The following is a 23,010-nucleotide window of genomic DNA, read 5'->3' on the forward strand; positions in this document are numbered from 1 at the left end:
TTCCAGCCCTTTGGGACACGTCTATCAGACGCCGCATTTGATTCGTGTATGAGGAGCTCGCGGAGTGCGCCACGTCTCAAACACGCCTCAAAACACGAGGTCCCTAGCGTTCCTTTCATGAATCTCTTCAAACGAGCGTGGTGGCGCCTGACCGGCCACCTGGGGAAGACGCTGATGCTGATCGGCTTGTTCTCCGTCATCTGCACCCTCGTGCTGTCCGGCTTCCTTATCCAGTCCGCGGCGGCCCGGGCGGCTGAGAGTGCGAAGCAGAGCGTGGGTGCCGTGGTCACCATGCAGCTCGATCTCAACGCGCTGATGCGGTCCGGCAAGAACAACGGGACCAGCGGTGACGGTTCGGCGCCCGGCACCATCGGCTCCGCCGGCGATCTGCACCGCAGCCTGGTCGACAAGATCTGCACGTCGTCCGTGGTAGCCCAGTGCAACTACACGACGGACGCCGGCGCCTTCCCCACGAAGTCCACCAGGCTCTACCAACCGGTACCGCCGCCGGCAGGCCAGGACAGCATGGGCACGGACCTGTTCAAGGCGGACGGTGTCCGCGACCTGAACGCGGTGGGCGCCTTCCGTAACGGCGATTCCGAACTGATCGCCGGACACGGCATCAAGCCCGACAGCAAGGCGGACGAGATCGTCCTCGAGGAACGTCTCGCCAAGGAGAACGACGTCAAGGTCGGCGACAGCGTCAAGCTCAGGATCGGTGAACTGCCGCTGCCCGGCCAGAAGGCCGATGACCAGGAATTCGAGTTCAAGGTCGCCGGCATCTACACGAGCAACATCTCCGACACTGGCACATACGTCCCGGCCATGATGGACCCGGCCAACCAGCTGTACGTCAGCCCGGACGGCGCCAGCATGCTCATGGGCAAGGGCGCAGGCGGTGACGGCGTAATCAAGCAGGCCACCTTCACCCTCAGTGATCCCAAGGACCTCGACCAGCTCAAGAAGGACGCCCGGGCGGCCGGAGCCGATCTGCAGATCTTCCCGCTGTCCATCAACGACAAGCAGTACCAAACCCTTGTCGGCCCCATAACCAGGACCGCGGACTTCGCCACCGTCACGGTGTGGCTGGTCGCTGTCGCCGGCACGGTCATTCTCGCACTCATCATCGCGTCCTCGCTGCGCGAACGCCGCAAGGAACTCGGCATACTGCTCTCGCTCGGCGAGAAGAAGCCCAAGCTGCTCGGCCAGCACCTCGTCGAGGTCGCCGCCTGCGCGGTGCTCGCCATCGGGCTCGCGGGCGCCTGCAGCCAGTTCCTCTCACAGACCGTCGGTGACCGGCTGCTCGCGGGCGAGGTCTCCTCCGCGCAGGAGTCGGCCGCCAACGAGGCCAGTCAGCCTGACTTCGGCAGCATCACCGGCGGCACCAAGTCCGGCGACCAGCCCGACGTCGAGCCCCTGGACACGATGGACATCCGGCTCGGCCCCGCCGACATCGGCAGGGTCGGCGCCATCGGACTCGGCATCGCCACCTTGGCCACCCTCGTCCCCGGCGCCCACGTACTGCGCCTGAACCCGCGCGACATCCTCACGAAGGGCGACTGACGTGACCATCCGCACCATCGACGAGACCACCCCCGTCCTGGAACTCACCGGCGTGGCCCGTACCTACCAGAGCGGCAACCGCAAGCGCACAGTCCTGAAGTCCGTCGACTACCGATTCGAAGCGGGCCGGATGTACGCCGTCGTGGGCCCGTCGGGCTCCGGCAAGACCACCCTCCTGTCACTGGCCAGCGGCCTGGACTCACCGACCTCCGGCACCGTGCGCTTCCGAGGCCGCGACCTCGCCGAGATGGGTCTTGGCACCTACCGCAACCGGCACGCCGCTACCGTCTTCCAGTCGCTGAACCTGCTCACCTACATGACCGCGCTCCAGAACATCACCTCCGCCATGGAGATCACCGGGGTGAAGGGGGTCCGCAGGAAGCGCCGCGCCACGGAGCTCCTCGACCTCCTCGGTATCGATACCGCCGATCAGAACCGGCGCACCCTGCAACTCTCCGGCGGCCAGCAGCAACGGGTCGCCATCGCCCGCGCGCTGGCCTGCGAGGTCGACATCCTCTTCGCGGACGAACCGACCGGCAGCCTCGACCAGGAGACCGCGGCCGGGATCATCACCGTGTTTCAGAAGCTGGCGCACGACGACGGCAAGTGCGTCATCGTGGTCACCCACGCGCGGGACGTGGCGGACGCCTCGGACGAGGTCCTTGAGCTGAAGCGCGGCAAACTCGTCCCGCACAGCTGACGTCACCGCGATGGGTTCGGCAGCCCGGGTTCAGAGCGCTGCCGGGTAGCAGCCCGACCGTCGGCGGGTTACGGCGCAGGGGCGGTGAGCGGGGAGAGTACGTCGGCGTATCCGTCGGCTGCGTCGCAGGAGCGGGTGTCGAAGACCCGGGTGACCGGGGCGTTGGAGGCCCAGGGCGCCCATCCCGGCTTGCCGTCGCGGATGAAGGCGACAGCCGCGCCGCGATCAGGCCGGTGAGCCCGGCGAGGGGATCTTCCGTGTCCGCGCCCAGGGAGGCCAGCTGCTTCTGCAGATCGAGGATCCGGTCCTCGCTCAGCTGGGACAAGCCGGTCCGGGTCGGTTGCACGACGCCCAGTTCGGCCAGCTCCCGGCCCAGCCGTTCCGCCTCATCCATCGGCACGTGCGGGACCGGGCCGGAGAGGCAGTGCACGCGGTGGAACAGGTGCTGCGCATAGGGCATGCCCAGCAGGGTCAGGACGGCGGCGCCGCCCGCCGACTGGCTGGCGATGGTGACCCGTTCGGGGTCCCCGCCGAAGTGTCGGATGTTGTCCAGCAGCCAGTCGCGGACAGCGCGGTTGTGCGGTGCGTCGGAGATCCATCCGAAGCCGTCGAAGCCGAGCCGGTAGCCGATCGAGACGACGACCACCCCGTCGCGGTTGAAGGCCGCGCCGTCGTACCAGGGGCTCGCCTGGCATCCGGCTCACGTACTTCACCGGACCTCGGCCCAGACGGTGTCCGGATCGGCGTCGAGGATCGTCGAGTGGTGCTTGTCAGTAGTCGATGCGGTCCGACTTGGCCAGCCACGCGTCGAACGGCGCCGTACGGTTCGGCAGGTCCAGCCGCTCGACCGGCATCGGCCACATCGACGCGGGCTGCTTCTCGAACAGGTCGTAGAACTTGCGGTCGTCGAAACCGGCCACCGCGGCATCGTGCCGATCGGCGGCGTAGACGATCCGGTCGAACCGCGCCCACAGTGCGGAGGAAAGGCACATCGGACACGGCTCGCACGAGGTGACCAGGACGCAGCCCTCGAGCGAGAAGGTGTCCAGCGTCTTGCAGGCGGCACGCATCGCGCTCACCTCGGCGTGCGCCGTCGGGTCCAGGGTCGCGGTGACCTGGTTGTTCCCGATCGCGACGATCTCGCCGCCCTTGGCGACCAGTGCGCCGAACGGACCGCCGCCGTTCGTCACGCTGTTGGTGGCCAGTCTGATCGCCTCTTCCATCCAGGCGCGCTCAAGGTCCTGGATGTTCGTGTCCTGGGTGTACGTGGTCATGGTCACTCCTTTGGAGAGGGTGGGGGAATCCCCGGATGCTCTGCCCGTGCGGGACACCGCACCCGGGGCAATATGTGGCGCCCCGCGGGTGCCGCCTTGAGATCAGCGCTGTCGGCGGCGCACGCGGGAGGTCATCGCGGCGGCTGGACGCCGACGATGTGCTCCGGCTTGCCGACCGGATAGCGTCTCAGTCACGGCTTTCTCCTTCGTTCGGCAAGACGTCAGGAGGATCGAGCAGAGTGGTCGACCGACGGTCGTCCATGTTGATCTCGACCATCACGCCGGTACCGCCCGCGATCGGCGTCGCGTCCGGACGCTGGGCCATTTGCGGCCAGCGCAAACTTGCCTTGCTTCGTTGCAACTTGTGTGCCGAGTACACACGCACCCGGGGGGAGCCAGCTAGGAGGGGAAAACATGAAAGCGTCCGCAGGCTCTTCGTAGACTTCTACAAGAGCGTCGGCTCGCCGACGGCCGCCGCGGTGGACCGGGCCGCTTTTGAGGGGAAAAGTGGACTTATGACCGAAGGCTCAAGCCCGCAGATCCACCGTGCTCCGCTCGTCGTGCTGAGCGTCCAGGACGACGATCCCCCCTTCAGGCTCGTGGAGATCCGGGGCGAACTGGCAGGGAAGGCGTTCTCGCTGGTGGACGTGCTGCTGTACGCCCATCGAGCCGGCCTGGAGAGGCTCGATCTCGACGACCCGGCATCGGTGCGATGGATCGGCGGCGACCAGTTCACCTGGGGCGTTGCCCGCCGGCACTGACACCGGCCCCGCCCTGGAGGCGTTCCAGGTCCGCCGGGCGGACCTGAATGGCCAGGAGTGCGATCACGGCGGCGACCGCCGTGAAGGCGGCCGCCACGATGAAGGCCGCCGAGACACCCGCGGTGAGCACCTGGTCGCCCCAGGGGCCGGGGAGCCGGCCGGTGCGTTCGAAGCTCAGCCGTTCCGCCGGGGTGGCCCGGACGAGGAACTTCGCAATCTGCTGCTCGGCCTCACTGCGGCCGGCCGTGCCGAACACCGTGACCAGGATGGAGAGCCCGAGCGCACCGCCCACCTGCTGGGTGGCGTTGAGCAGCCCGGACGCCGCCCCCGACTCGTGGGCCGCGACACCGGAGACGGCCATCAGGGTCATCGACACGAATTGCATGCCCATGCCCAGGCTGAAGACGAGCATCGGCCCGAGGATGCTGCCCAGGTACGTGGAGTGGATGTCGCTCAGGGTCAGCCAGGCCAGGCCCGCCGCGGCCAGGATCGCCCCGGTCACCATGAACGGCTTCGGGCCGTACCTCGGCAGGAGTTGGGACGCCAGACCCGCACCGACCGCGATGAGCACGCTGACGGGCAGGAAGGCGAGGCCCGCCTGGAGCGGACTGAAGTCCAGCACGTTCTGGACGAAGAGCGTCAGGAAGAAGAACATGCCGAAGATCGCGGCGGCGAGGCTCAGCGCGATCCCGTACGTGCCGGCGCGGTTGCGGTCGGCGAACATCTTCAGCGGCGTGATCGGCTGCCTCGACCGCCGCTCGACCAGCAGGAACACCGCGAGCAGCACGACCGCCCCGGCGAACGATCCGAGTGTGAGGCCGTCCCGCCAGCCTTCCTGGGCGGCGCGGATGAAGCCGTAGACCAGCAGGACCATGCCGAGGGTGGAGGTCAGCGCCCCGGCCACGTCGAAGCGGCCGGGCCGGCGCTCGGACTCCCGAATCCAGCGGGGCGCGGCGAGCACGATGAGCAGCCCGATGGGTACGTTGACGAAGAACACCCAGCGCCAGTCGAGCCATTCGACCAGCATCCCGCCCGCCAGCAGGCCGATCGCTCCCCCGCCGGCCGAGACCGCGGCGAAGACGCCGAACGCCCGGTTGCGGGCCGGGCCTTCGGTGAACGTCGTGGTGATCAAGGCGAGCGCGGTGGGCGAGGCGATGGCCCCGCCGACGCCCTGGAGCGCCCGGGCCGCGAGGAGTTGGCCGCCGTTCTGAGCCACGCCGCCCAGCAGGGAGGCGAGGACGAACAGCGCCACACCGCACATGAAGACCCGGCGGCGGCCGAGGATGTCGCCCGCACGGCCGCCGAGGAGGAGCAGGCCGCCGAAGGCGAGGGTATAGGCGTTGATCACCCACGACAGAGCCGTGGTCGAGAAGTTCAGCGAGTTCTGGATGTGCGGCAGCGCGATGTTCACGATGGTGATGTCGAGGACCACCATCAGCTGGCACGAGGCGATGACGAGAAGGGCGATACCGTTCCCGCCGCCCCGGTGCGGGGCGGCGGTCTGCGGAGTCGGAGTGGGCTGCGAGGTCGTCATGGCACATCGCCGCACGCGGCGGTCGGTGGACGGTTCCGAATCCGGTTCCCGTTCCGTCCACTGTTTCGACCGTAAGCCCGGGGTGGGCCCGCCACCAGTCGATCAAGCGTGGTCGCGCGGCGGCTCCGGGGCCGGCTCCGCGATGAAGGCGCGCAGTGCGGCGGACAGCCGTTCCGGCTGGTCCTCGGCGATCAGCGTGCAGCAGTCCCCGATCTCCAGCAGCCTTCCCCTGGGCAGGAGTTCGGCCAGGCGACGGCCGTGGGCGCGGGGCATCATCCGGTCCTCGGTGGCCCAGACCACCAGGGCGGGGCGGTCGAAGGTACGCATCCCCTCCGCGGCCTGAAGGAGTTCCGCTTTGCGTACGCCCAGGTTGTAGCGGCGGAAGTCGGCACGGATCGCCCGGTCGGTGAGCAGCGGGCGCAGCCAGCCATCGACGATCTCGTCCGGTACGGGGTACTTGGTGAGCGCACCGATACCGACCGGAAGGCGGCGCAGCGGGCGCAGGGCGAGGGTGCGGGCGAGCAGGGTGACACCGCCGGGGATCCGGCAGGCGAGGGAGATCAGCTTGCCGGGGACGCCGGGCGGATAGTTGTCGAAGGCTTCGCAGGAGATGAGGACCAGACGGGCCAGGCGGTGGGGGTGCTGGGCGGCGACGGACTGCGCGCGGCCGCAGTCGCTCTCGACGAGGGTGACGCCGGTCAGGCCGAGCCGGTCGAGGAACTCCGCGATGAGGGCGACGACCGCGTCCGGGGTGAGCGGGACGTCGGGCCGCATGGGGGTGCGGTGCGAGCCGTACGGCAGGGTCGGTGCGAGCACGCGGTGGTCGGTGCGCAGGTCGGCGACGACCTTGCGCCAGACGGTCGCGTCATGGACCAGGCCGTGCAGCAGGACGACGACCGGGCCCGGTCCGCCGGTGTCCTGGTAGGTGAGGGTGCCCGCGGTGAGCTCGATCTCCCGGGCTTCCGTTTCCCGCTTGTCCCTGCCCTGGGCTTCCGTTTCCCGCTTGTCCCTGTCCCGGGCTCCCGTGTCCCGCTTTTCCGTCATGGCGGCCCCCGTCCGGTGCGTGCGGCGCTCTCGGTCATGGCGATGCTATGGCTTGGGCTAGGGCAGCCCCTACGGAAGGACCGCGAAGCCGTCGAGTTCCACCATCGCCTGTTCGTCCCAGAGCCGGGCCGCGCCGATCACCGCCATCGCCGGGTAGTCGCGGCCCGCCAACCGCCGCCAGATTCCGCCGAGTTCGGAGGCATGGGCGCGGTACGCGGCGACGTCGGTCGCGTACACCGTGACGCGCGCGAGAGCGGCGGGTGTCCCGCCGGCGGCGCGCAGGGCGGTCAGCAGGTTGGTGAGGGCGGTCTCGAACTGCGCGGGCAGCGTCTCGCCGGTCACCTTGCCGTCCGTGTCGAGCGCGGTCTGGCCGGCCAGGAAGACCAGACGGCTGCCGGTCGCGGTGACGGCGTGCGAGAAGCCGGTGGGCGGGGAGAGTTCGGTGGGGTTGATGCGCTGCAGACTCATGCGTACAACTCCTTGGCGATGATGGTGCGCTGGACCTCGGTGGCGCCCTCGTAGATGCGTGGCGCGCGCACCTCGCGGTAGAGGTGTTCGAGGAGGTGACCGCGCTGGAGGGCGCGGGCGCCGTGCAGCTGGACGGCGCCGTCCACGACGTACTGCGCGGTCTCGGTGGCCAGCAGCTTCGCCATGGCGGAGCGCTGTGCGACATCGGGCGCGGCGTCGTCGTACGCGCAGGCCGCGGCATACACCAGCAGCCGGGCCGCCTCGGTACGGGTGGCCATCTCGGCGACGCGGTGGGCGACCGACTGCAGGGCGCCGAGCGGTGCGCCGAACGCGGTGCGGCGGCCGGTGTGGCCGAGGGTGGCGTCCAGGGCGGCCTGGGCCATGCCGACGGCGAAGGCGCCGACGCTGGGGCGGAACAGGTTCAAGGTGTTCATGGCGACGCGGAAGCCGCGGTCCGGTTCGCCTATGACGTCGGCCGCGGTAACCGGGACGCCGTCGAAGGTGAGGGCGCCGATGGGGTGCGGGGAGAGCATGTCGAGGCGAGCGCCGGTGAGTCCCGGCCGGTCCGCGGGGACGAGGAAGGCGGTCACCCCGCGGGCGCCCGCGTCCGCAGTGGTCCGGGCGAAGACGGTGTAGAAGTCCGCCTCGGGGGCGTTGGAGATCCAGCACTTCTCGCCCGTCAGCCGCCAGCCGCCGCCGTTCGTGTCCCCGTACGGCTCCGCCGTCAGGGCGAGCGCGGCGGCGTCCGATCCCGCGCCCGGCTCGCTGAGCGCGAAGGCCGCGACCGCGCGGCCGGCCGTCACCTCGGGGAGCCAGCGTTCACGCTGGCGGTCCGTGCCGGATTGCACGATCGGATAGGTGCCCAGACCCTGGAGGGCGAGGGCGGTCTCGGCCTCGGTGCACGCGTACGCGAGGGATTCGCGCATGAGACAGAGGTCGAGGGCTCCGGCGGTGAACAGGCGCTCCAGGAGGCCGAGTTCGCCGAGGGCGGCGACCAGCGGGCGGTTGACGCGGCCCGGCTCCCCCTGCTCCGCAAGGGGGCGCAATCGCTCGGCGGCCAGCGTGCGCAGCTCCGCGCACCACTTCCGCTGCTCCGGTTCCAGTGCGAATCCGGGCATCGCACGCCCCTCTCTTATCGCGAACCGTTGACTGTCGTCACCATCACGATACGCTCGTTCCGCGACCGCACGGCCGGATCAACCCATACCCCGGACCGCTGCAAGGGGGCGAACCCGCCTTGGAACTGAAACCCTCCGCTCACGCCGACAGCTTTTCGCGCGACCACCTGCCGCCCGTGGACCAGTGGCCGGACCTGGCTTTCGACCTGCCCGCGCTGCGCTACCCCGACCGCCTCAACTGCGGGGCCGAACTGCTGGACCGTACGGTCGAACGGTTCGGCGCCGAGCGGCCCGTGTTCCGTACCGCCACCGGCCCGGTCTGGACGTACGGAGAGCTGCGGGACCACGTCGACCGGATCGCGCATGTGCTGACCTCCGACCTGGGCGTGGTGCCGGGCAACCGGGTGCTCCTGCGCGGCCCCACCACTCCCTGGCTCGCCGCCTGCTGGCTCGCGGTGATGAAGGCGGGCGGGGTGGCCGTCACCGTATTGGCGCAGCAGCGCGCGGGCGAGCTGGCCACGATCTGCGAGATCGCCCGGGTCGGCCATGCGCTGTGTGACATCGGGACGGTCGACGACCTGGCGAAGGCGGAGGTCCCGGGGCTGCGCATCACCGCGTACGGCGGAGACGCGCCGGAGGACCTGCTGCGGCTGGCGGCGGACAAGCCCGACCGGTACCCGGCCGTGCGGACCTCGGCCGACGACGTCGCGCTGATCGCCTTCACCTCCGGGACCACGGGCCGCCCCAAGGGGTGCATGCACTTCCACCGCGATGTGCTGGCCGTGGCCGACACCTTCTCCCGGGAGGTACTGCGCCCCGGTCCCGACGACGTGTTCGCCGGAAGCCCGCCGCTCGGCTTCACCTTCGGGCTCGGCGGTCTGGTGATCTTCCCGATGCGGGTGGGCGCCTCCGCGCTGCTGCTCGAACAGGCCGGGCCCCGGCAACTGCTGCCGGCCCTCGCGGAGCACCGCGTCTCGGTGCTGTTCACAGCGCCGACGGCATATCGCGCGATGCTGGACGAGCTGGGCCGCACCGACGGCCAGTACGACCTCGGCGCGCTGCGGCGCTGTGTGTCGGCGGGCGAGAACCTGCCCGCCGCCACCTGGCAGGGCTGGCACGAGCGCACCGGGCTCCGCATCATCAACGGCATCGGCGCCACCGAGCTGCTGCACATCTTCATCTCGGCCGCGGACGAGGCGATCCGGCCGGGGACGACCGGCCTTCCGGTGCCCGGCTGGGAAGCGCGCGTGGTCGATGGGGTCGGCCGGACGGTGCCGGACGGGGAGCCGGGACTGCTCGCGGTGCGGGGGCCGGTCGGCTGCCGCTATCTGGCGGACCCGCGCCAGCGCGAGTACGTACGCGACGGCTGGAATGTCACCGGTGACACCTACGTGCGCGAGCCGGACGGATACTTCCGCTACGTGGCCCGCGCCGACGACATGATCATCTCGGCCGGCTACAACATCGCGGGACCGGAGGTCGAGGAGGCACTGCTGCGGCACCCCGATGTGGTGGAGGCGGCGGTGGTCGGGCGGCCCGACGAGCGGCGGGGCCAGATCGTGGTCGCGTACACGGTGCTGCGGGAGGGCGCGGAGCAGTCGGCCGAGAGCCTGCGCGAGTTCATGCGGTCGGAGCTCGCCCCGCACAAATGCCCGCGCGCGTTCGTCTTCCTGAGCGCCCTGCCGCGCACCGCCACCGGGAAACTGCAACGCTTCCGGCTGCGCGATCTAGAGTGATCTGGTGGCCGAGCAGCACACCCCGCGATCCCTGATCGTCACCTACTACGGCGCCTACGGACGCGAGTCCGCGGGCTCCGTGCCGGTGGCCGCCCTCGTCCGGCTGCTGGGGGCGGTGGGGGTCGACGCGCCGTCCGTACGCTCCTCCGTCTCCCGGCTCAAGCGCCGCGGTTTCCTCGTCCCGGGCCGTACGGAGGAGGGGGCGGCCGGCTACGCCCTGTCCGCCGAGGCCCGCCAGCTGCTGGACGACGGCGACCGGCGCATCTACGAGCCGCCGGCCCCGCGGCTCGACGACGGGTGGGTGCTCGCCGTCTTCTCCGTACCGGAGCAGGAGCGACACAAGCGGCACCTGCTGCGCTCCCGGCTGGCCCGGCTGGGCTTCGGGACGGCGGCGCCGGGCGTGTGGATCGCGCCGGCGCGGCTGTACGACGAGACGCGGCACACCCTGGAGCGGCTGCACCTCGACCCGTATGTGGACCTCTTCCGCGGGCACCATCTGGGCTTCTCGCCGACGGCCGAGGCGGTGGCCCGCTGGTGGGACCTCACCGCGATCGCCAAACAGCACGAGCAGTTCCTGGACCTCCATGAGCCGGTGCTGCGCGCCTGGCAGGCGGGGCGGGCGGTCACCCCGCAGGACGCCTACCGGGACTACCTGCGCGCGCTGGACTCCTGGCGGCAGCTGCCCTACGCGGACCCCGGCCTGCCGGCCGAGCTGCTGCCGGCGGGCTGGCCGGGAGGCCGCTCGGCGGCCGTCTTCGGTGAGCTGCATGCGCGGCTGCGGGAGGCGGGCGCGGAGTTCGCCCGGTCGTGACACCCGGCGCGGGCGCTTCGCGTGGCCGCCGGGCCTGAGCGGCGGGCGGAGCGGCGCTGGTCCGGAATTCGGGTGCCGTCCGGGCCCGGCCTCGTCATCATGGGGCATGACCTGGACGTTCACCGATGACCTCGCCGAGTACCTGGCGGTGGCCGGCGCGACCGTGGCCGCCCGCCCGGTGCGGCACACGCTGCTGCTGACCGTGGCCGCCGCCCTGGAGCGGCGGGGCCCGCACGCCTACGGCGAGGCCGTACCGCTCTTCGGCTGGTGGCGCGGGCCGGACGGCGCGGTGGCGGGCGCGGTGGTGTGGACGCCTCCGCATCCGGTGCTGGTCGGAGCCGTGCCGCCCGAGTCGCTGGCTCCGCTCGTCACGGCACTGCGCGCGCAGGGAGCTCCGGGGTTCAACGCGGAGCGCACGACGGCCGAAGGCCTGGCCGCCGCCTGGCGTGAGCACACCGGGGAGACCCTCACGACCGCCATGGAGCAGCGGCTCTACCGCCTCGGCCGGCTGACCCCGCCCGACCCGGCGCCGGCGGGCCGCGCCCGGGTGGCCGCGGCGGCCGACCGCGAGCTGCTGGTGGACTGGCTGCGGGCCTTCGCCCGCGACACCGGTCAGTCGCCCGCCACCGCCGAGTCCGCGGTCGAGGACCGCCTCGGGTACGGCGGTCTGACGTTCTGGGAGGCCGACGGCCGACCCGTGTCCCTGGCCGGTGCCGCTCCCACCGCGGGGGGCACGGTCCGTATCGCGTCGGTGTACACGCCCGCCGAGCACCGCGGCCACGGCTACGCGGCGGCGGTCACCGCGGAGGTGAGCCGCACGGCGCGGGCGGCGGGCGCGGACGAGGTGCTGCTCTTCACGGACCTCGCCAACCCCACCAGTAACGGCGTCTACCGGCGGATCGGCTACCGGCCGGTGGCGGACTGGCTCACCCTCACGTGAGAGTGAGCCGCGGCTTGGGTCCGTCCGTGCGGCCCGTCGGGGGTGTGCGGCTGCCCGCGCGGTACGGGAGAGGCCAGGGGGCGCCCGGGCCGGTGTAGTTCTGGTCGGCCGCGGCGTGCAGGGTCCAGTGGGGGTCGTACAGGTGCGGGCGCGCCAGCGCGCACAGGTCCGCGCGGCCCGCCAGCAGCAGGGAGTTGACGTCGTCCCAGGAGGAGATGGCGCCGACGGCGATGACGGGGACGCGGAGGGTGTTGCGAATCCGGTCGGCGTACGGGGTCTGGTACGAGCGGCCGTACTCCGGGCGCTCGTCCGGCACGACCTGGCCTGTGGAGACGTCGATCGCGTCGGCCCCGTGCGCGGCGAAGGCGCGGGCGATCCGCACGGCGTCCTCGGCGGTGGTTCCGCCGGCCGCCCAGTCGGTGGCGGAGATCCGGACGGTCATCGGCCGGTCGGCCGGCCAGACGGCCCGTACCGCGTCGAAGACTTCGAGGGGGAAGCGCAGCCGGTTCTCCAGCGGGCCGCCGTACGCGTCGGTGCGCCGGTTGGTGAGCGGGGAGAGGAAGCCGGAGAGCAGGTAGCCGTGCGCGCAGTGGAGTTCGAGAAGGTCGAAGCCGCAGCGGGCGGCCCGCCGGGTGGCGGCGGCGAACTGTTCGCGGATCCGGGTGAGCCCGTCCCGGTCGAGCGCGTGCGGGGTCTGGCTGACTCCGGCCTGGTACGGGATCGCGGAGGCGGCGGACAGCGGCCAGTTGCCGTCGTCCAGTGGCTGGTCGATGCCTTCCCACATCAGCCGGGTCGAGCCCTTGCGGCCGGAGTGGCCGAGCTGGACGCCGATCGCCGTGCCCGGTGACTGCTGGTGGACGAACGCGGTGATCCGCTGCCAGGCGGCCGCCTGTTCGGAGGTGTAGAGACCGGCGCAGCCGGGGGTGATGCGGCCTTCCGGGCTGACGCACACCATCTCGGTCATCACCAGGCCGGCGCCGCCGAGGGCCCGGGCGCCGAGGTGGACGAGGTGGAAGTCGCCGGGGACTCCGTCCTCGGCGCGGTACATGTCCATGGGCGAGACGACGACCCGGTTGCGCAGGGTCAGTCCGCGCAGCCGGAACGGGGTGAACATCGGCGGGGTGCCGGGCGGGCCGCCGAAGTCCCGCTCGACGGCCCCGGTGAAGGCGGGGTCGCGCAGCCGCAGGTTGTCGTGGGTGACGCGACGGCTTCGGGTGAGGAGGTTGAAGGCGAACTGGCGGGCGGGCTGGTCGAGATACGTGGAGATGTCCTCGAACCATCGCAGACTGGCGGCGGCCGCCCGCTGGGTCGACTCGACGACCGGCCGGCGCTCGGTCTCGTACGCGGCGAGGGCGGCGGGCAGACCGGGCTGTTCCTGGATGCAGGCGGCCAGCGCGAGGGCGTCCTCGACGGCCAGTTTGGTGCCGGAGCCGATGGAGAAGTGGGCGGTGTGGGCTGCGTCGCCGAGCAGCACCGTGTTGCCGTACGACCAGCTGCCGTTGACGACGGTCCGGAAGGCGGTCCAGGCCGAGTTGTTGCCGCGCAGCGGGCGGCCGCCGAGCGCTTCGGCGAAGATCTTGGCACAGCGCTCGGCGGACTGCTGCTCGTCGCATTCGTCGAGTCCGGCGGCCCGCCAGACCTCCTCGCGCATCTCGATGATGACGGTGGAGGAGCCGGGGCCGTACGGGTAGCCGTGCAGTTGCATCACGCCGTGTTCCGTCTCGGCGATCTCGAAGCGGAACGCGTCGAACGCGAAGTCGGCGGCGAGCCAGATGTAGCGGCAGCGGTGGGTGGTGACGCGGGGCGCGAAGGCGTCGGCGTGCGCCTGGCGGGTGGGACTGTGCACGCCGTCGGCCGCGATCACCAGGTCGTACTCCGTGGCGAGTTCGGCGGCGGGCGGCGCCGGCGCCCGGAAGCGCAGGTGTACGCCGAGCGAGCGGCAGCGGGCGTGCAGGATCTCCAGCAGCCGGCGCCGGCCGAGGGCCGCGAAACCGTGGCCGCCGGAGGTGAGGGTCCGGCCGCGGTGCACGACGTCGATGTCGTCCCAGCGTACGAACTCGTCCTGGAGGGCGCGGTAGACGGCCGGGTCGGCGTGCTGGATGCCGCCGAGGGTCTCGTCGGACAGGACGACGCCGAAGCCGAAGGTGTCGTCGGGGGCGTTGCGCTCCCAGACGGTGATGTCGCGCCCGGGGCCGAGGCGTTTGAGGAGGGCGGCCGCGTAGAGGCCGCCCGGCCCGCCGCCGATGACGGCGACCCGCAGGGCCTCGCCCGGGGGCACGGCTACCTGCCCTGCCACTTGGGCGGCCGTTTCTCGGTGAAGGCGGCGTGGAATTCGGCGTAGTCCTCGCCGTTCATCAGCAGCGCCTGGGTCGCGGCGTCCAGCTCCACGGCGGCGGCCAGCGGCATGTCGAGTTCGGCGGTGAGCAGCGCCTTGGTCTGTGCGTACGCCAGGGCCGGCCCGTCCGCGAGCCGGCGGGCGAGTTCGGCGGCGCGGCTGTCGGTGTCCCCCTCGTCCACCAGCTCGCTGATCAGGCCGATCCGCTCGGCCTCGGGGGCGCGTACCGGTTCGCCGAGCATGAGCAGGCGGGTGGCGTGGCCGAGACCGACGACGCGCGGCAGCAGATAGGCGGCTCCCATGTCGCCGCCGGAGAGCCCGACCCGGGTGAAGAGGAACGCGAAGCGGGCGCTGGGGTCGGCGACACGGAAGTCCGCGGCCAGGGCGAGGACGGCGCCGGCTCCCGCGGCGACGCCGTGGACCGCGGCGATCACGGGGAAGGGGCACTCGCGCAGCGCCCGTACGACCTGACCGGTCATCCGGTTGAAGTCGAGGAGCTGGGCGGTGTCCATCGCGAGTGTGGCGCCGATGATCTCGTCGACGTCGCCGCCCGAGCAGAAGCCGCGCCCTTCGCCGCCGAGCACCAGGGCCCGTACGGACCGCTCGCGGGACAGTTCAGCGATCAGATCGCGCAGATCGGCGTAGGCGCCGAAGGTGAGGGCGTTGAGCTTCTCGGGACGGGCGAGGGTGACGGTCGCGACGCCGTTGTGCCTGGTGAGCCGCAGGTGACGCCACTCTTCGGTGCGGGGCGTGGAGCCGGTAAAGGGGCTCATGGCGGTGCGGCCTCCTTCGTCGGAAGACTCCGGAAACCGTATCACTGCTTCGTGACCGCCGTCACGAGTGCGCGATAAGAGGGCGACGCGTACCCCGGCGCGGGGCCGGGGAGCGCGCTCCGTATGGTTGAACGCAGCATTTCTTGACGTCGAAGGACCACGTCGAAGAACCGCGTCGAAGACCCGTCGAAGGACCCGCCTTGCCCGACCCGACAACCGGCCCGGCCGCGTGGCGCATCACCCTGCCGCACACCACCGCAGCGGTGCCGCTCGCCCGTGCCCTGGTCCGTACGGTGCTGGCGGACGTCGAGACGCCGGCGGACAGCGACACGGCGGAGCTGCTCACGGCCGAGCTGGTCGCCAACGCGGTGGAGCACACCGCGGGCGACACCCCCATCGGGCTGGTGGTCGAGATGCTGCCGTCGGGCTGCCAGGTCGAGGTGCACGACGACGACCCGCAGCCGCCGGGTGACCTCACCACTCCCCCGCCGCCGGACGCGACACCCGACCCCTGGCAGGAGCACGGCCGGGGGCTGCTGCTGATCCGCACCCTCAGCTCGGCCTGCGGACACCGCCGCACCGCTCGCGGCAAGGCGGTCTGGTTCACGCTGCCGGCACGGCCGCAGCCGGCCTGAGCTGCCTGAGCTAGGGGGTGTCCGTAGCGGCGACCGGGGCAGGGCCCGCCATCGTCGCGACCATGACGGCCTTGATGGTGTGCAGCCGGTTCTCGGCCTCGTCGAAGACGACCGAGTGCGCGGACTCGAAGACCTCGTCCGTCACCTCGAGCGAGGTCAGGCCATGCCGCTCGTGGATCTCCCGGCCGACCGCGGTGCCGAGATCGTGGAACGCCGGCAGGCAGTGCAGGAACTTCACCGCGTCGTTCCCGGTGGCGCGCAGCACGTCCATGGTGACGGCGTACGGCGCGAGGGCCTTGATGCGCTCGTCCCAGACGTCCTTGGGCTCCCCCATCGACACCCACACGTCGGTGGCGACGAAGTCCGCGCCGGCCACGCCTTCGGCGACGTCCTCGGTGAGGGTGATCCGGGCGCCGCTCGCCTCCCCGGCCTCGCGGGCCAGGGTGACGATCTCCTCGGCCGGCCAGTAGGACTTGGGGGCCACGATCCGTACGTCCATACCCAGCAGCGCGCCGGTGACCAGGTAGGAATTGCCCATGTTGAAGCGCGCGTCACCGAGGTAGGCGAAGGCGATCCGCTCCAGCGGCTTGTCGGTGTGCTCGGTCATGGTGAGCACGTCGGCGAGCATCTGGGTGGGGTGCCAGTCGTCGGTCAGCCCGTTGAAGACCGGGACTCCGGCGTACGCGGCCAGCTCCTCGACGGCGTCCTGGCTGTCCCCGCGGTACTCGATGCCGTCGAACATCCGGCCGAGCACACGTGCGGTGTCCTTCACCGACTCCTTGTGCCCGATCTGGGAGCCCGAGGGGTCGAGATACGTGGTCGAGGCGCCCTGGTCGGCGGCGGCGACCTCGAAGGCGCAGCGGGTGCGTGTGGAGGTCTTCTCGAAGATCAGCGCGATGTTCCGGCCCCGTAGCCGCTGAACCTCGGCACTCGCCCGCTTGGCCGCCTTGAGTTCTGCGGAGAGTTCGATCAGGCTGCGGAACTCGGCGGCGGTGAAGTCCAGCTCCTTGAGGAAGCTGCGGCCTGCGAGGTCGGTCGCCATGGGGGCGCTCCTAGGTCACGTGTACGAGGACCATGGAAGTCTATACGACACACTGCATTGATATACAGAATTGTGGCGGGGGCGACATACGGGCCGACATACGGGCCGACCTACCGGGTGGCTGTGCGGGGTGGCTATACGGCGTCGCGTTCGACCGGACAGCTCATGCACCGCGGGCCGCCCCGCCCCCGGCCCAGTTCGCTGCCCCGGATCTCGATGACCTCGATGCCCTCCTTCCGCAGGTGCGTGTTGGTGGTCACATTGCGCTCGTACGCCACGACCACGCCGGGCTCGACCGCCAGCACGTTGCAGCCGTCGTCCCACTGCTCGCGCTCCGCCGCGTGCACGTCCTGCGTCGCCGTCAGGACCCGGATCGAGTCCAGGCCGAGCGCGGCGGCGATGGCGCGGTGCATGTGCTCGGGCGGGTGGTCGGTGACCTTCAGTTCCTGCCCGGCGCCGCCCGGTTCGATCGTGTACGAGCGGAGCATGCCCAGCCCCGCGTACTGGGTGAAGGTGTCGCCGTCGACCATCGTCATCACGGTGTCCAGGTGCATCAGCGCCCGCCGTTTCGGCATGTCCAGCGCCACGATCGTCTGCGCGGAGCCGGCCGCGAAGAGGCCGCGCGCCAGCATCTCGACCGCCTGCGGGGTGGTGCGCTCGCTCATCCCGATCAGGACCGCGCCCCGGCCGATGACCAGGACGTCGCCGCCCTCGATGGTGGAGGGGTAGTCGGACAGGCCCTCCGACCAGTGGTGGAAGGCCCCTGAACCGGTGAAGAGCGGATGGTGGCGGTAGATCGCCTCGAAGTGCACCGTCTCCCGCTGCCGGGCCGGCCAGCGCATCGCGTTGATCGAGACGCCGTCGTAGATCCAGGCCGAGGTGTCCCGGGTGAAGAGGTGGTTGGGCAGCGGTCCGAGCAGGAAGTCGTCCAGATCCATCACATGGAACCGCACGGACGTGGGCTCGGGGTGGCGCTCCAGGAACTCCCTCTTGGTCATCCCGCCGACCAGGGCCTCGACCAGCTCGGCGGACGGCAGCTCGTCGAAGGCGGCCCGCAGATGGTCGGTGGCCAGCGGCCCGTACTCCTTCTCGTCGAAGACCCGGTCGAGGACGAGCTTGCGGGCCTCGTGGACCTCCAGCGCCTCGCGCAGCAGGTCGCCGAAGAGGTGCACCTCCACGCCCCGGTCGCGCAGCACGTCGGCGAAGCCGTCGTGCTCCTGACGGGCGCGGCGCACCCAGAGGACGTCGTCGAAGAGCAGTGAGTCCTTGTTGCTGGGCGTGAGCCGCTTCAGCTCCAGATCGGGCCGGTGGAGGATGACGCGGCGCAGCCGCCCGGCCTCGGAGTCGACATGGAATCCCATGAGGGACACGTTCCCAGAGACGGCACGATCCAGTGGTCGAACTCGGCACCTTTCCCGCCCAGCGGCTGTGGGCGGGAAAGGCGGCCGGGACGGCCGGGCGCCCGGCGGCGCGTGGCCCGACCGGAATGCGGGCCGGCGGTGGGCCGACCGTGGGCCAGGTCCTGCTCGGCCGAGCTTGCCGGGCAGACCCTAGGCGAGGCCCAGGACGCCGTTGGCCTGGCCGCGCAGGGCCGGGGTCAGCAGGGCCGCCTGCGGCCCGACCAGGTCGGGGAGGCCGAAGTTCTCCGCGCGCGGAGCCGACAGCGGTGCGTCCAGGGACGCGCCGGGACCCTGCGCCCGCAGTTCGGACGGCGGTGTCGCGAGACGTGCCGTGGCGGCCTCGGCCGGTCCGAGCAGGCTCGGCACCGGGGCCTCGACCAGGGTCGGGGCCAGTTCGGTGGACACCGGCAGCCGCGGAAGGGCGCCCTCCGGCAGCAGCCGGCCGGGCCGGTGACGCGGCGCGGCAGGCGCCCCGGCCACCGGTACCGGTACGCCGGTGCTCAGCTCCGGCGCGGCCATGCCGAGCGGCGTTTCGAGCGCCTGCAGCGGCACCGTGATCGGCACGTGCTCGCCGGCGGTGGCGGGCGATGCCGCCACCGCCGCGGCCATGCACGTCATCAACGCCGTGAGGCTCCCGCGCGCGGTCATCTTCATACTGCACTCCGTCCCTTCCAGGAATTACGGATCCCCGCTGTCCTGGATGAACGAGCCCATGGCCCCGGGCGGCCCGGACCCCCGCAACTTTCCCCCATCTGGCGCAGTGCCCGCGCGCGGAACAGCGTCAGAGCCGTGGGTCCACCGGCTCCGACTCCAGGGCCAGTACGGCGAAGACCGCCTCGTGGACGCGCCACAGCGGCTCCCCGTCGGCCAGCCGGTCCAGGGCCTCCAGGCCCAGCGCGTACTCGCGCAGCGCGAGCGAGCGCTTGTGGCCCAGGAACCGGTTGCGCAGCCGGGCGAGGTTGTCCGGACGGGTGTACTCGGGACCGTAGATGATCCGCAGGTACTCCCGGCCGCGCACCTTGATGCCCGGCTGGACCAGCCGGCCCTGCTCGGTGCGCACGAGCGCCTGGAGCGGCTTGACCACCATGCCCTCGCCGCCGCGGCCGGTCATCTCCAGCCACCAGTCGGTGCCGGCCCGGACCGACTCCTCGTCACCGGTGTCGACGACGAGACGCCGGGTGGTCTGCAACAGCCCGGTGGGGTCGTGCTCCACCAGCCGGTCCAGCCAGGCCAGCTGCTCGTCGTGCGGTACGGCGGCCAGGCTGCGGCCCTGCGCGGCGAGCAGCTGGAAGGGCGCGAGGCGCACGCCGTCCAGGCCCTCGGTGCTCCAGCAGTACCGCCGGTACGCCTCGGTGAACCGGGCGGCGTCCGCGGCGCGTTCGCGCTGCCGGCCGAGCAGCTCCTCGGCCGCGACACCGCGGGCCGCCGCGGCCTCCAGCGCGGCGAGGGCCCCGGGGAACACGGCGCCGGAGGCCGCGCCCACCGCCGCGTACTGCTTGCGCAGCAGGCCGGAGGCCTTGAGCGACCAGGGCATCAGCTCCGCGTCCAGGAGCAGCCAGTCCGTGCCGAGCTCCTCCCAGAGCCCGGCCGCGGTGACGGCCGTGCGCAGCCGGCCGAGGAGCTCCTCGGTGACCTGGGAGTCGTCGAAGAAGGGCCGGCCGGTGCGGGTGTGCAGAGCGCCCGTGGGTCCTCCCCCACTGCCTTCGGCGTGGGAGGTGCCCCCGACCCCGAAGCGCTCGCGCGCCACGTCCGCGTCGCGGCAGACCAGCGCCACGGCCCGAGAGCCCATGTGCTTCTCCTCGCACACGACCTTCGCGACACCGTCGGCCCGGTAGGTGGCGAACGCCTCGGCCGGGTGCTCCAGGTAGCCTTCGATCTCCGAGGTCCCGGTCGGTGCCATGGTCGGCGGCAAGTAGGCGAGCAGGCGCGGGTCCACCGCGAACCGGCTCATCACCTCCAGCGCGGCGGCGGCGTTCTCCTCGCGGACGGCGACCCGGCCCATGTGGCGGGTCTCGACGATCCGTCGGCCGTGCACATCGGCGAGGTCCAGCGGACGGCCGTCATGTCCGCCCGGGGCCTCGGTGACGAGCGGCCTGACCGGCTCGTACCAGACCTTCTCGGCCGGTACGTCGACGAGTTCGCGCTCCGGCCAGCGCAACGCGGTCATCTTTCCGCCGAACACCGCCCCGGTGTCCAGGCAGATGGTGTTGTTGATCCACGAGGTGTTCGGCACGGGGGTGTGCCCGTAGACCACTGCGGCGCGGCCGCGGTAGTCCTCGGCCCACGGGTAGCGCACGGGCAGGCCGAACTCGTCGGTCTCGCCGGTCGTGTCGCCGTACAGCGCGTGCGAGCGGACCCGGCCGGAGGTACGGCCGTGGTACTTCTCGGGCAGCCCGGCGTGGCAGACGACGAGCTTGCCGCCGTCGAGGACGTAGTGGCTGACGAGTCCGTCGATGAACTCGCGCACCTGCGCTCGGAAGGTGTCGTCCTCCTTCTCCAGCTGCTCGATGGTCTCGGCGAGTCCGTGCGTGTGCTGGACCTTCTTGCCCTTGAGGTAACGGCCGAGCTTGTTCTCGTGGTTCCCCGGTACGCACAGGGCGTTGCCGGAGGAGACCATGGACATGACCCGGCGCAGGACGCCGGGGCTGTCGGGTCCGCGGTCGACGAGGTCGCCGACGAAGACGGCGGTGCGGCCGTCGGGGTGCGCCCCGTCGACGTACCCCAGCTTGGCGAGCAGGGTCTCCAGCTCGGACCGGCAGCCGTGGATGTCACCGATGATGTCGAACGGGCCGGTGAGGTGCGTCAGGTCGTTGAACCGGCGCTCGATGACGATCTCGGCGTTCTCGGCCTCCTCCACACTGCGCAGGATGTGCACCTTGCGGAAGCCCTCGCGCTCCAGCCCGCGCAGCGAACGGCGCAGTTCGCGGCGGTGGCGCTGGATGACGTGCCGGGGCATGCCGGCCCGGTCCGGACGCGCTGCGTTGCGCTCGGCGCACACCTCCTCGGGGATGTCGAGGACGATCGCGATGGGCAGCACGTCGTACTGGCGGGCCAGTTGGACCAGCTGCTTGCGGCTCTCGGACTGAACGCTGGTCGCGTCGACCACGGTCAGCCGCCCCGCGGCCAGACGCTTGCCCGCGATGTAGTGCAGGACGTCGAAGGCGTCCCGGCTGGCGCTCTGGTCGTTCTCGTCGTCGGCGACGAGGCCGCGGCAGAAGTCCGACGAGATGACCTCGGTGGGCTTGAAATGCGTGCGGGCGAAGGTGGACTTGCCGGAACCGGTGGCGCCGATCAGGACCACGAGGGACAGGTCGGTCACGGCGAGAGTGCGCTTGCTCGGGCTGGTCATGCGGCCTTCTCCTCCTTCGTGGTCGTGGTGGTCGTGGTAGTCGTCGTGGCCGCTTCGCTGCTGAAGACGGCCATCTGGGTGGGCGGCCCGACCTCGGGGTCGTCGGGTCCGACGGGCACGAACTCCACGCCGTACCCGTGCCGCCGCGCGACGGATTCCGCCCACTGGCGGAACTCCGCCCGCGTCCACTCGAAGCGGTGGTCGCTGTGCCGGACGTGTCCGGCGGGCAGACTCTCCCAGCGGACGTTGTACTCGACGTTCGGCGTCGTCACGACCACGGTTCGCGGGCGCGCGGAGCCGAACACCGCGTACTCCAGGGCAGGCAGCCGCGGCAGGTCGAGGTGCTCGATGACCTCGCTGAGCACCGCGGCGTCGTACCCCTTCAGCCGCTTGTCGGTGTACGCGAGCGAGCCCTGCAGGAGCGAGACCCGCTCGGCCTGCCGCTCGCCCATCCGGTCGAGCTTCAGCCGCCGGGCGGCGACGGTGAGGGCCCGCATCGAGACGTCCACACCGACGATCTCGGTGAACCGGACGTCCTTCAGCAGGGCCTGCACCAACTGCCCCTGCCCGCAGCCCAGGTCGAGCACCCGGCTCGCGCCCGCCGCACGCAGCGCCTGGAGGATGGCCTCGCGTCGCTGCACGGCGAGCGGCACGGGCCGCTCCTCCGTGTCGGTCGTCTCGTCGACGGCGTTGTCGATGTCCTCGACCTCGGTGTCGTCGGCCTCGGCCAGGCGCAGCAGCTCCAGCCGCTCCCGCGCCTCACGGGTCAGTCCCCAGCGGCGGGACAGGAAGCGGCTGGTGATGAGCTGCTGTTCGGGGTGGTCCGCGAGCCAGCCGTCACCGGCACGCAGCAGCTTGTCGACCTCGTCGGGGGCGACCCAGTAGTGCTTGGCATCGTCGAGCACCGGCAGCAGCACGTAGAGGTGCCGCAGCGCGTCGGCGAGCCGCAGCTCGCCTTCCAGTACGAGCCGTACGTACCGCGAGTCACCCCACTCCGGGAACTGCTCGTCCAGCACGACCGGCTCGGCGTCCACCGTCGCCCAGCCGAGCGGCCCGAAGAGCGCCCTGACCAGGTCCGCGCCGCCGCGGGCCGGCAGGGCGGGCACCTCGATCCGCAGCGGCAGCGGCTGCTCCGGCAGGCCCGGACGGGCGTGGCACTGGCCCTTCATAGCGCTGGAGAAGACGCTGCTGAGCGCGACGGCGAGCAGTGAGGACGCGGCGTACGGCCGGTCGTTCACATACTGCGCGAGCGCCGCATCGGGCGCGCCCGAGCGGCCCTTGCCCTTGCCGCGCCGGACGAGCGCCACCGGATCCACCTCCAGCAGCAGCGCGGCGGTGCAGCGCTCGGGGGACGCCTCGGGGTAGAGGACGTGCGCCGTGCCGTGCGAGGTGGAGAACGCCTGCGCCTTGTCGGGATGCTTGTGCAGCAGGAAGCCGAGATCGGTCGCGGGTCGCTCTGGGGTACCGGTGGTACTGATCGTCAGGAACACACGTCCGAGTATCGTCCGGCCCGCCCCCGCCGACCAG

19 protein-coding genes and 2 pseudogenes are annotated in these 23,010 nt (G+C 71.5%); 7 read left to right on the plus strand and 14 right to left on the minus strand.

The features are described from left to right. Positions 1-117: 117 nt before the first annotated feature. Complete coding sequence (locus ACWV17_RS05860) at positions 118-1,563, plus strand: ABC transporter permease (protein WP_455358762.1); 1,446 nt, start codon at positions 118-120, stop codon at positions 1,561-1,563. 1 nt (position 1,564) lies between these two features. Beyond that, positions 1,565-2,263, plus strand: a complete 699-nt coding sequence (locus ACWV17_RS05865; protein WP_455351995.1) for an ABC transporter ATP-binding protein — start codon at positions 1,565-1,567, stop codon at positions 2,261-2,263. Here the strand turns inward: ACWV17_RS05865 and ACWV17_RS05870 are convergent. The 3 genes and pseudogenes from ACWV17_RS05870 to ACWV17_RS05880 all read right to left on the minus strand — a co-directional run. Further along, positions 2,184-2,933: pseudogene (locus ACWV17_RS05870) on the minus strand (carboxylesterase family protein); the annotation flags it as partial. The gene ACWV17_RS05865 and the pseudogene ACWV17_RS05870 overlap by 80 nt on opposite strands. A gap of 100 nt (positions 2,934-3,033) precedes the next feature. Then, positions 3,034-3,537 carry a nucleoside deaminase gene (locus ACWV17_RS05875; protein ID WP_455351993.1) on the minus strand — a complete coding sequence of 168 codons (504 nt, stop codon included), beginning with the start codon at positions 3,535-3,537 and terminating at the stop codon, positions 3,034-3,036. Positions 3,538-3,766: 229 nt separating this feature from the next. After that, positions 3,767-3,862: pseudogene (locus ACWV17_RS05880) on the minus strand (FAD binding domain-containing protein); the annotation flags it as partial. A gap of 190 nt (positions 3,863-4,052) precedes the next feature. On the opposite strand from ACWV17_RS05880, the gene ACWV17_RS05885 reads away from it, so the two are divergent. Further along, on the plus strand, positions 4,053-4,298 hold the full coding sequence (locus ACWV17_RS05885; RefSeq protein ID WP_455351992.1) for a hypothetical protein: 246 nt from the start codon (positions 4,053-4,055) through the stop codon (positions 4,296-4,298). Here the strand turns inward: ACWV17_RS05885 and ACWV17_RS05890 are convergent. The 4 genes from ACWV17_RS05890 to ACWV17_RS05905 all read right to left on the minus strand — a co-directional run bounded on the left by ACWV17_RS05890 (position 4,270) and on the right by ACWV17_RS05905 (position 8,462). Continuing rightward, complete coding sequence (locus ACWV17_RS05890; protein WP_455358763.1) at positions 4,270-5,832, minus strand: MFS transporter; 1,563 nt, start codon at positions 5,830-5,832, stop codon at positions 4,270-4,272. The two genes, ACWV17_RS05885 and ACWV17_RS05890, sit on opposite strands and share 29 nt — an antisense overlap. 102 nt (positions 5,833-5,934) lie before the next feature. After that, positions 5,935-6,876 carry an alpha/beta fold hydrolase gene (locus ACWV17_RS05895; protein WP_455358764.1) on the minus strand — a complete coding sequence of 314 codons (942 nt, stop codon included), beginning with the start codon at positions 6,874-6,876 and terminating at the stop codon, positions 5,935-5,937. A gap of 69 nt (positions 6,877-6,945) precedes the next feature. After that, a complete protein-coding gene (locus ACWV17_RS05900) occupies positions 6,946-7,344 on the minus strand; it encodes a RidA family protein (RefSeq protein WP_455358765.1) in 399 nt (132 codons plus the stop codon). Beyond that, complete coding sequence (locus tag ACWV17_RS05905) at positions 7,341-8,462, minus strand: acyl-CoA dehydrogenase family protein (protein ID WP_455358766.1); 1,122 nt, start codon at positions 8,460-8,462, stop codon at positions 7,341-7,343. The genes ACWV17_RS05900 and ACWV17_RS05905 overlap by 4 nt, the downstream gene beginning before the upstream one ends. A 119-nt stretch (positions 8,463-8,581) precedes the next feature. Between ACWV17_RS05905 and ACWV17_RS05910 the strand changes: the two genes are divergently transcribed. The 3 genes from ACWV17_RS05910 to ACWV17_RS05920 all read left to right on the plus strand — a co-directional run bounded on the left by ACWV17_RS05910 (position 8,582) and on the right by ACWV17_RS05920 (position 11,949). Further along, a complete protein-coding gene (locus ACWV17_RS05910) occupies positions 8,582-10,198 on the plus strand; it encodes an AMP-binding protein (RefSeq protein WP_455358767.1) in 1,617 nt (538 codons plus the stop codon). A gap of 4 nt (positions 10,199-10,202) precedes the next feature. After that, a complete protein-coding gene (locus ACWV17_RS05915) occupies positions 10,203-11,009 on the plus strand; it encodes a PaaX family transcriptional regulator (RefSeq protein ID WP_455358768.1) in 807 nt (268 codons plus the stop codon). A 106-nt stretch (positions 11,010-11,115) separates the two neighbouring features. Next, complete coding sequence (locus ACWV17_RS05920; protein ID WP_455358769.1) at positions 11,116-11,949, plus strand: GNAT family N-acetyltransferase; 834 nt, start codon at positions 11,116-11,118, stop codon at positions 11,947-11,949. Here ACWV17_RS05920 and ACWV17_RS05925 read toward each other — a convergent pair. Continuing rightward, positions 11,942-14,245, minus strand: coding sequence for a bifunctional salicylyl-CoA 5-hydroxylase/oxidoreductase (locus ACWV17_RS05925; protein WP_455358770.1), 2,304 nt, complete (start codon positions 14,243-14,245; stop codon positions 11,942-11,944). The genes ACWV17_RS05920 and ACWV17_RS05925 overlap by 8 nt on opposite strands. Further along, entirely contained in the window at positions 14,230-15,057 is an 828-nt protein-coding gene (locus ACWV17_RS05930) for an enoyl-CoA hydratase family protein (RefSeq protein WP_455358771.1), read from the minus strand. The genes ACWV17_RS05925 and ACWV17_RS05930 overlap by 16 nt, the downstream gene beginning before the upstream one ends. 200 nt (positions 15,058-15,257) lie before the next feature. Between ACWV17_RS05930 and ACWV17_RS05935 the strand changes: the two genes are divergently transcribed. Beyond that, positions 15,258-15,692 carry an ATP-binding protein gene (locus ACWV17_RS05935; protein ID WP_455358772.1) on the plus strand — a complete coding sequence of 145 codons (435 nt, stop codon included), beginning with the start codon at positions 15,258-15,260 and terminating at the stop codon, positions 15,690-15,692. A 10-nt stretch (positions 15,693-15,702) separates the two neighbouring features. Here ACWV17_RS05935 and argF read toward each other — a convergent pair whose 3' ends face one another. The 5 genes from argF to ACWV17_RS05960 form a co-directional block, all read right to left on the minus strand. Further along, a complete protein-coding gene (gene argF / locus ACWV17_RS05940) occupies positions 15,703-16,734 on the minus strand; it encodes an ornithine carbamoyltransferase (RefSeq protein WP_455358773.1) in 1,032 nt (343 codons plus the stop codon). A 134-nt stretch (positions 16,735-16,868) separates the two neighbouring features. Next, entirely contained in the window at positions 16,869-18,095 is a 1,227-nt protein-coding gene (locus ACWV17_RS05945) for an arginine deiminase (RefSeq protein ID WP_455351980.1), read from the minus strand. 189 nt (positions 18,096-18,284) lie between these two features. Beyond that, complete coding sequence (locus ACWV17_RS05950) at positions 18,285-18,788, minus strand: hypothetical protein (RefSeq protein WP_455351979.1); 504 nt, start codon at positions 18,786-18,788, stop codon at positions 18,285-18,287. Positions 18,789-18,915: 127 nt separating this feature from the next. Further along, the gene (locus ACWV17_RS05955; protein ID WP_455358774.1) at positions 18,916-21,483 is read right to left on the minus strand and encodes a polynucleotide kinase-phosphatase; all 2,568 of its coding nucleotides are present in this window, start codon (positions 21,481-21,483) and stop codon (positions 18,916-18,918) included. After that, on the minus strand, positions 21,480-22,973 hold the full coding sequence (locus ACWV17_RS05960; protein ID WP_455358775.1) for a 3' terminal RNA ribose 2'-O-methyltransferase Hen1: 1,494 nt from the start codon (positions 22,971-22,973) through the stop codon (positions 21,480-21,482). The genes ACWV17_RS05955 and ACWV17_RS05960 overlap by 4 nt, the downstream gene beginning before the upstream one ends. Positions 22,974-23,010 lie beyond the last annotated feature (37 nt).

Source organism: Streptomyces mabaensis, assembly GCF_053763515.1.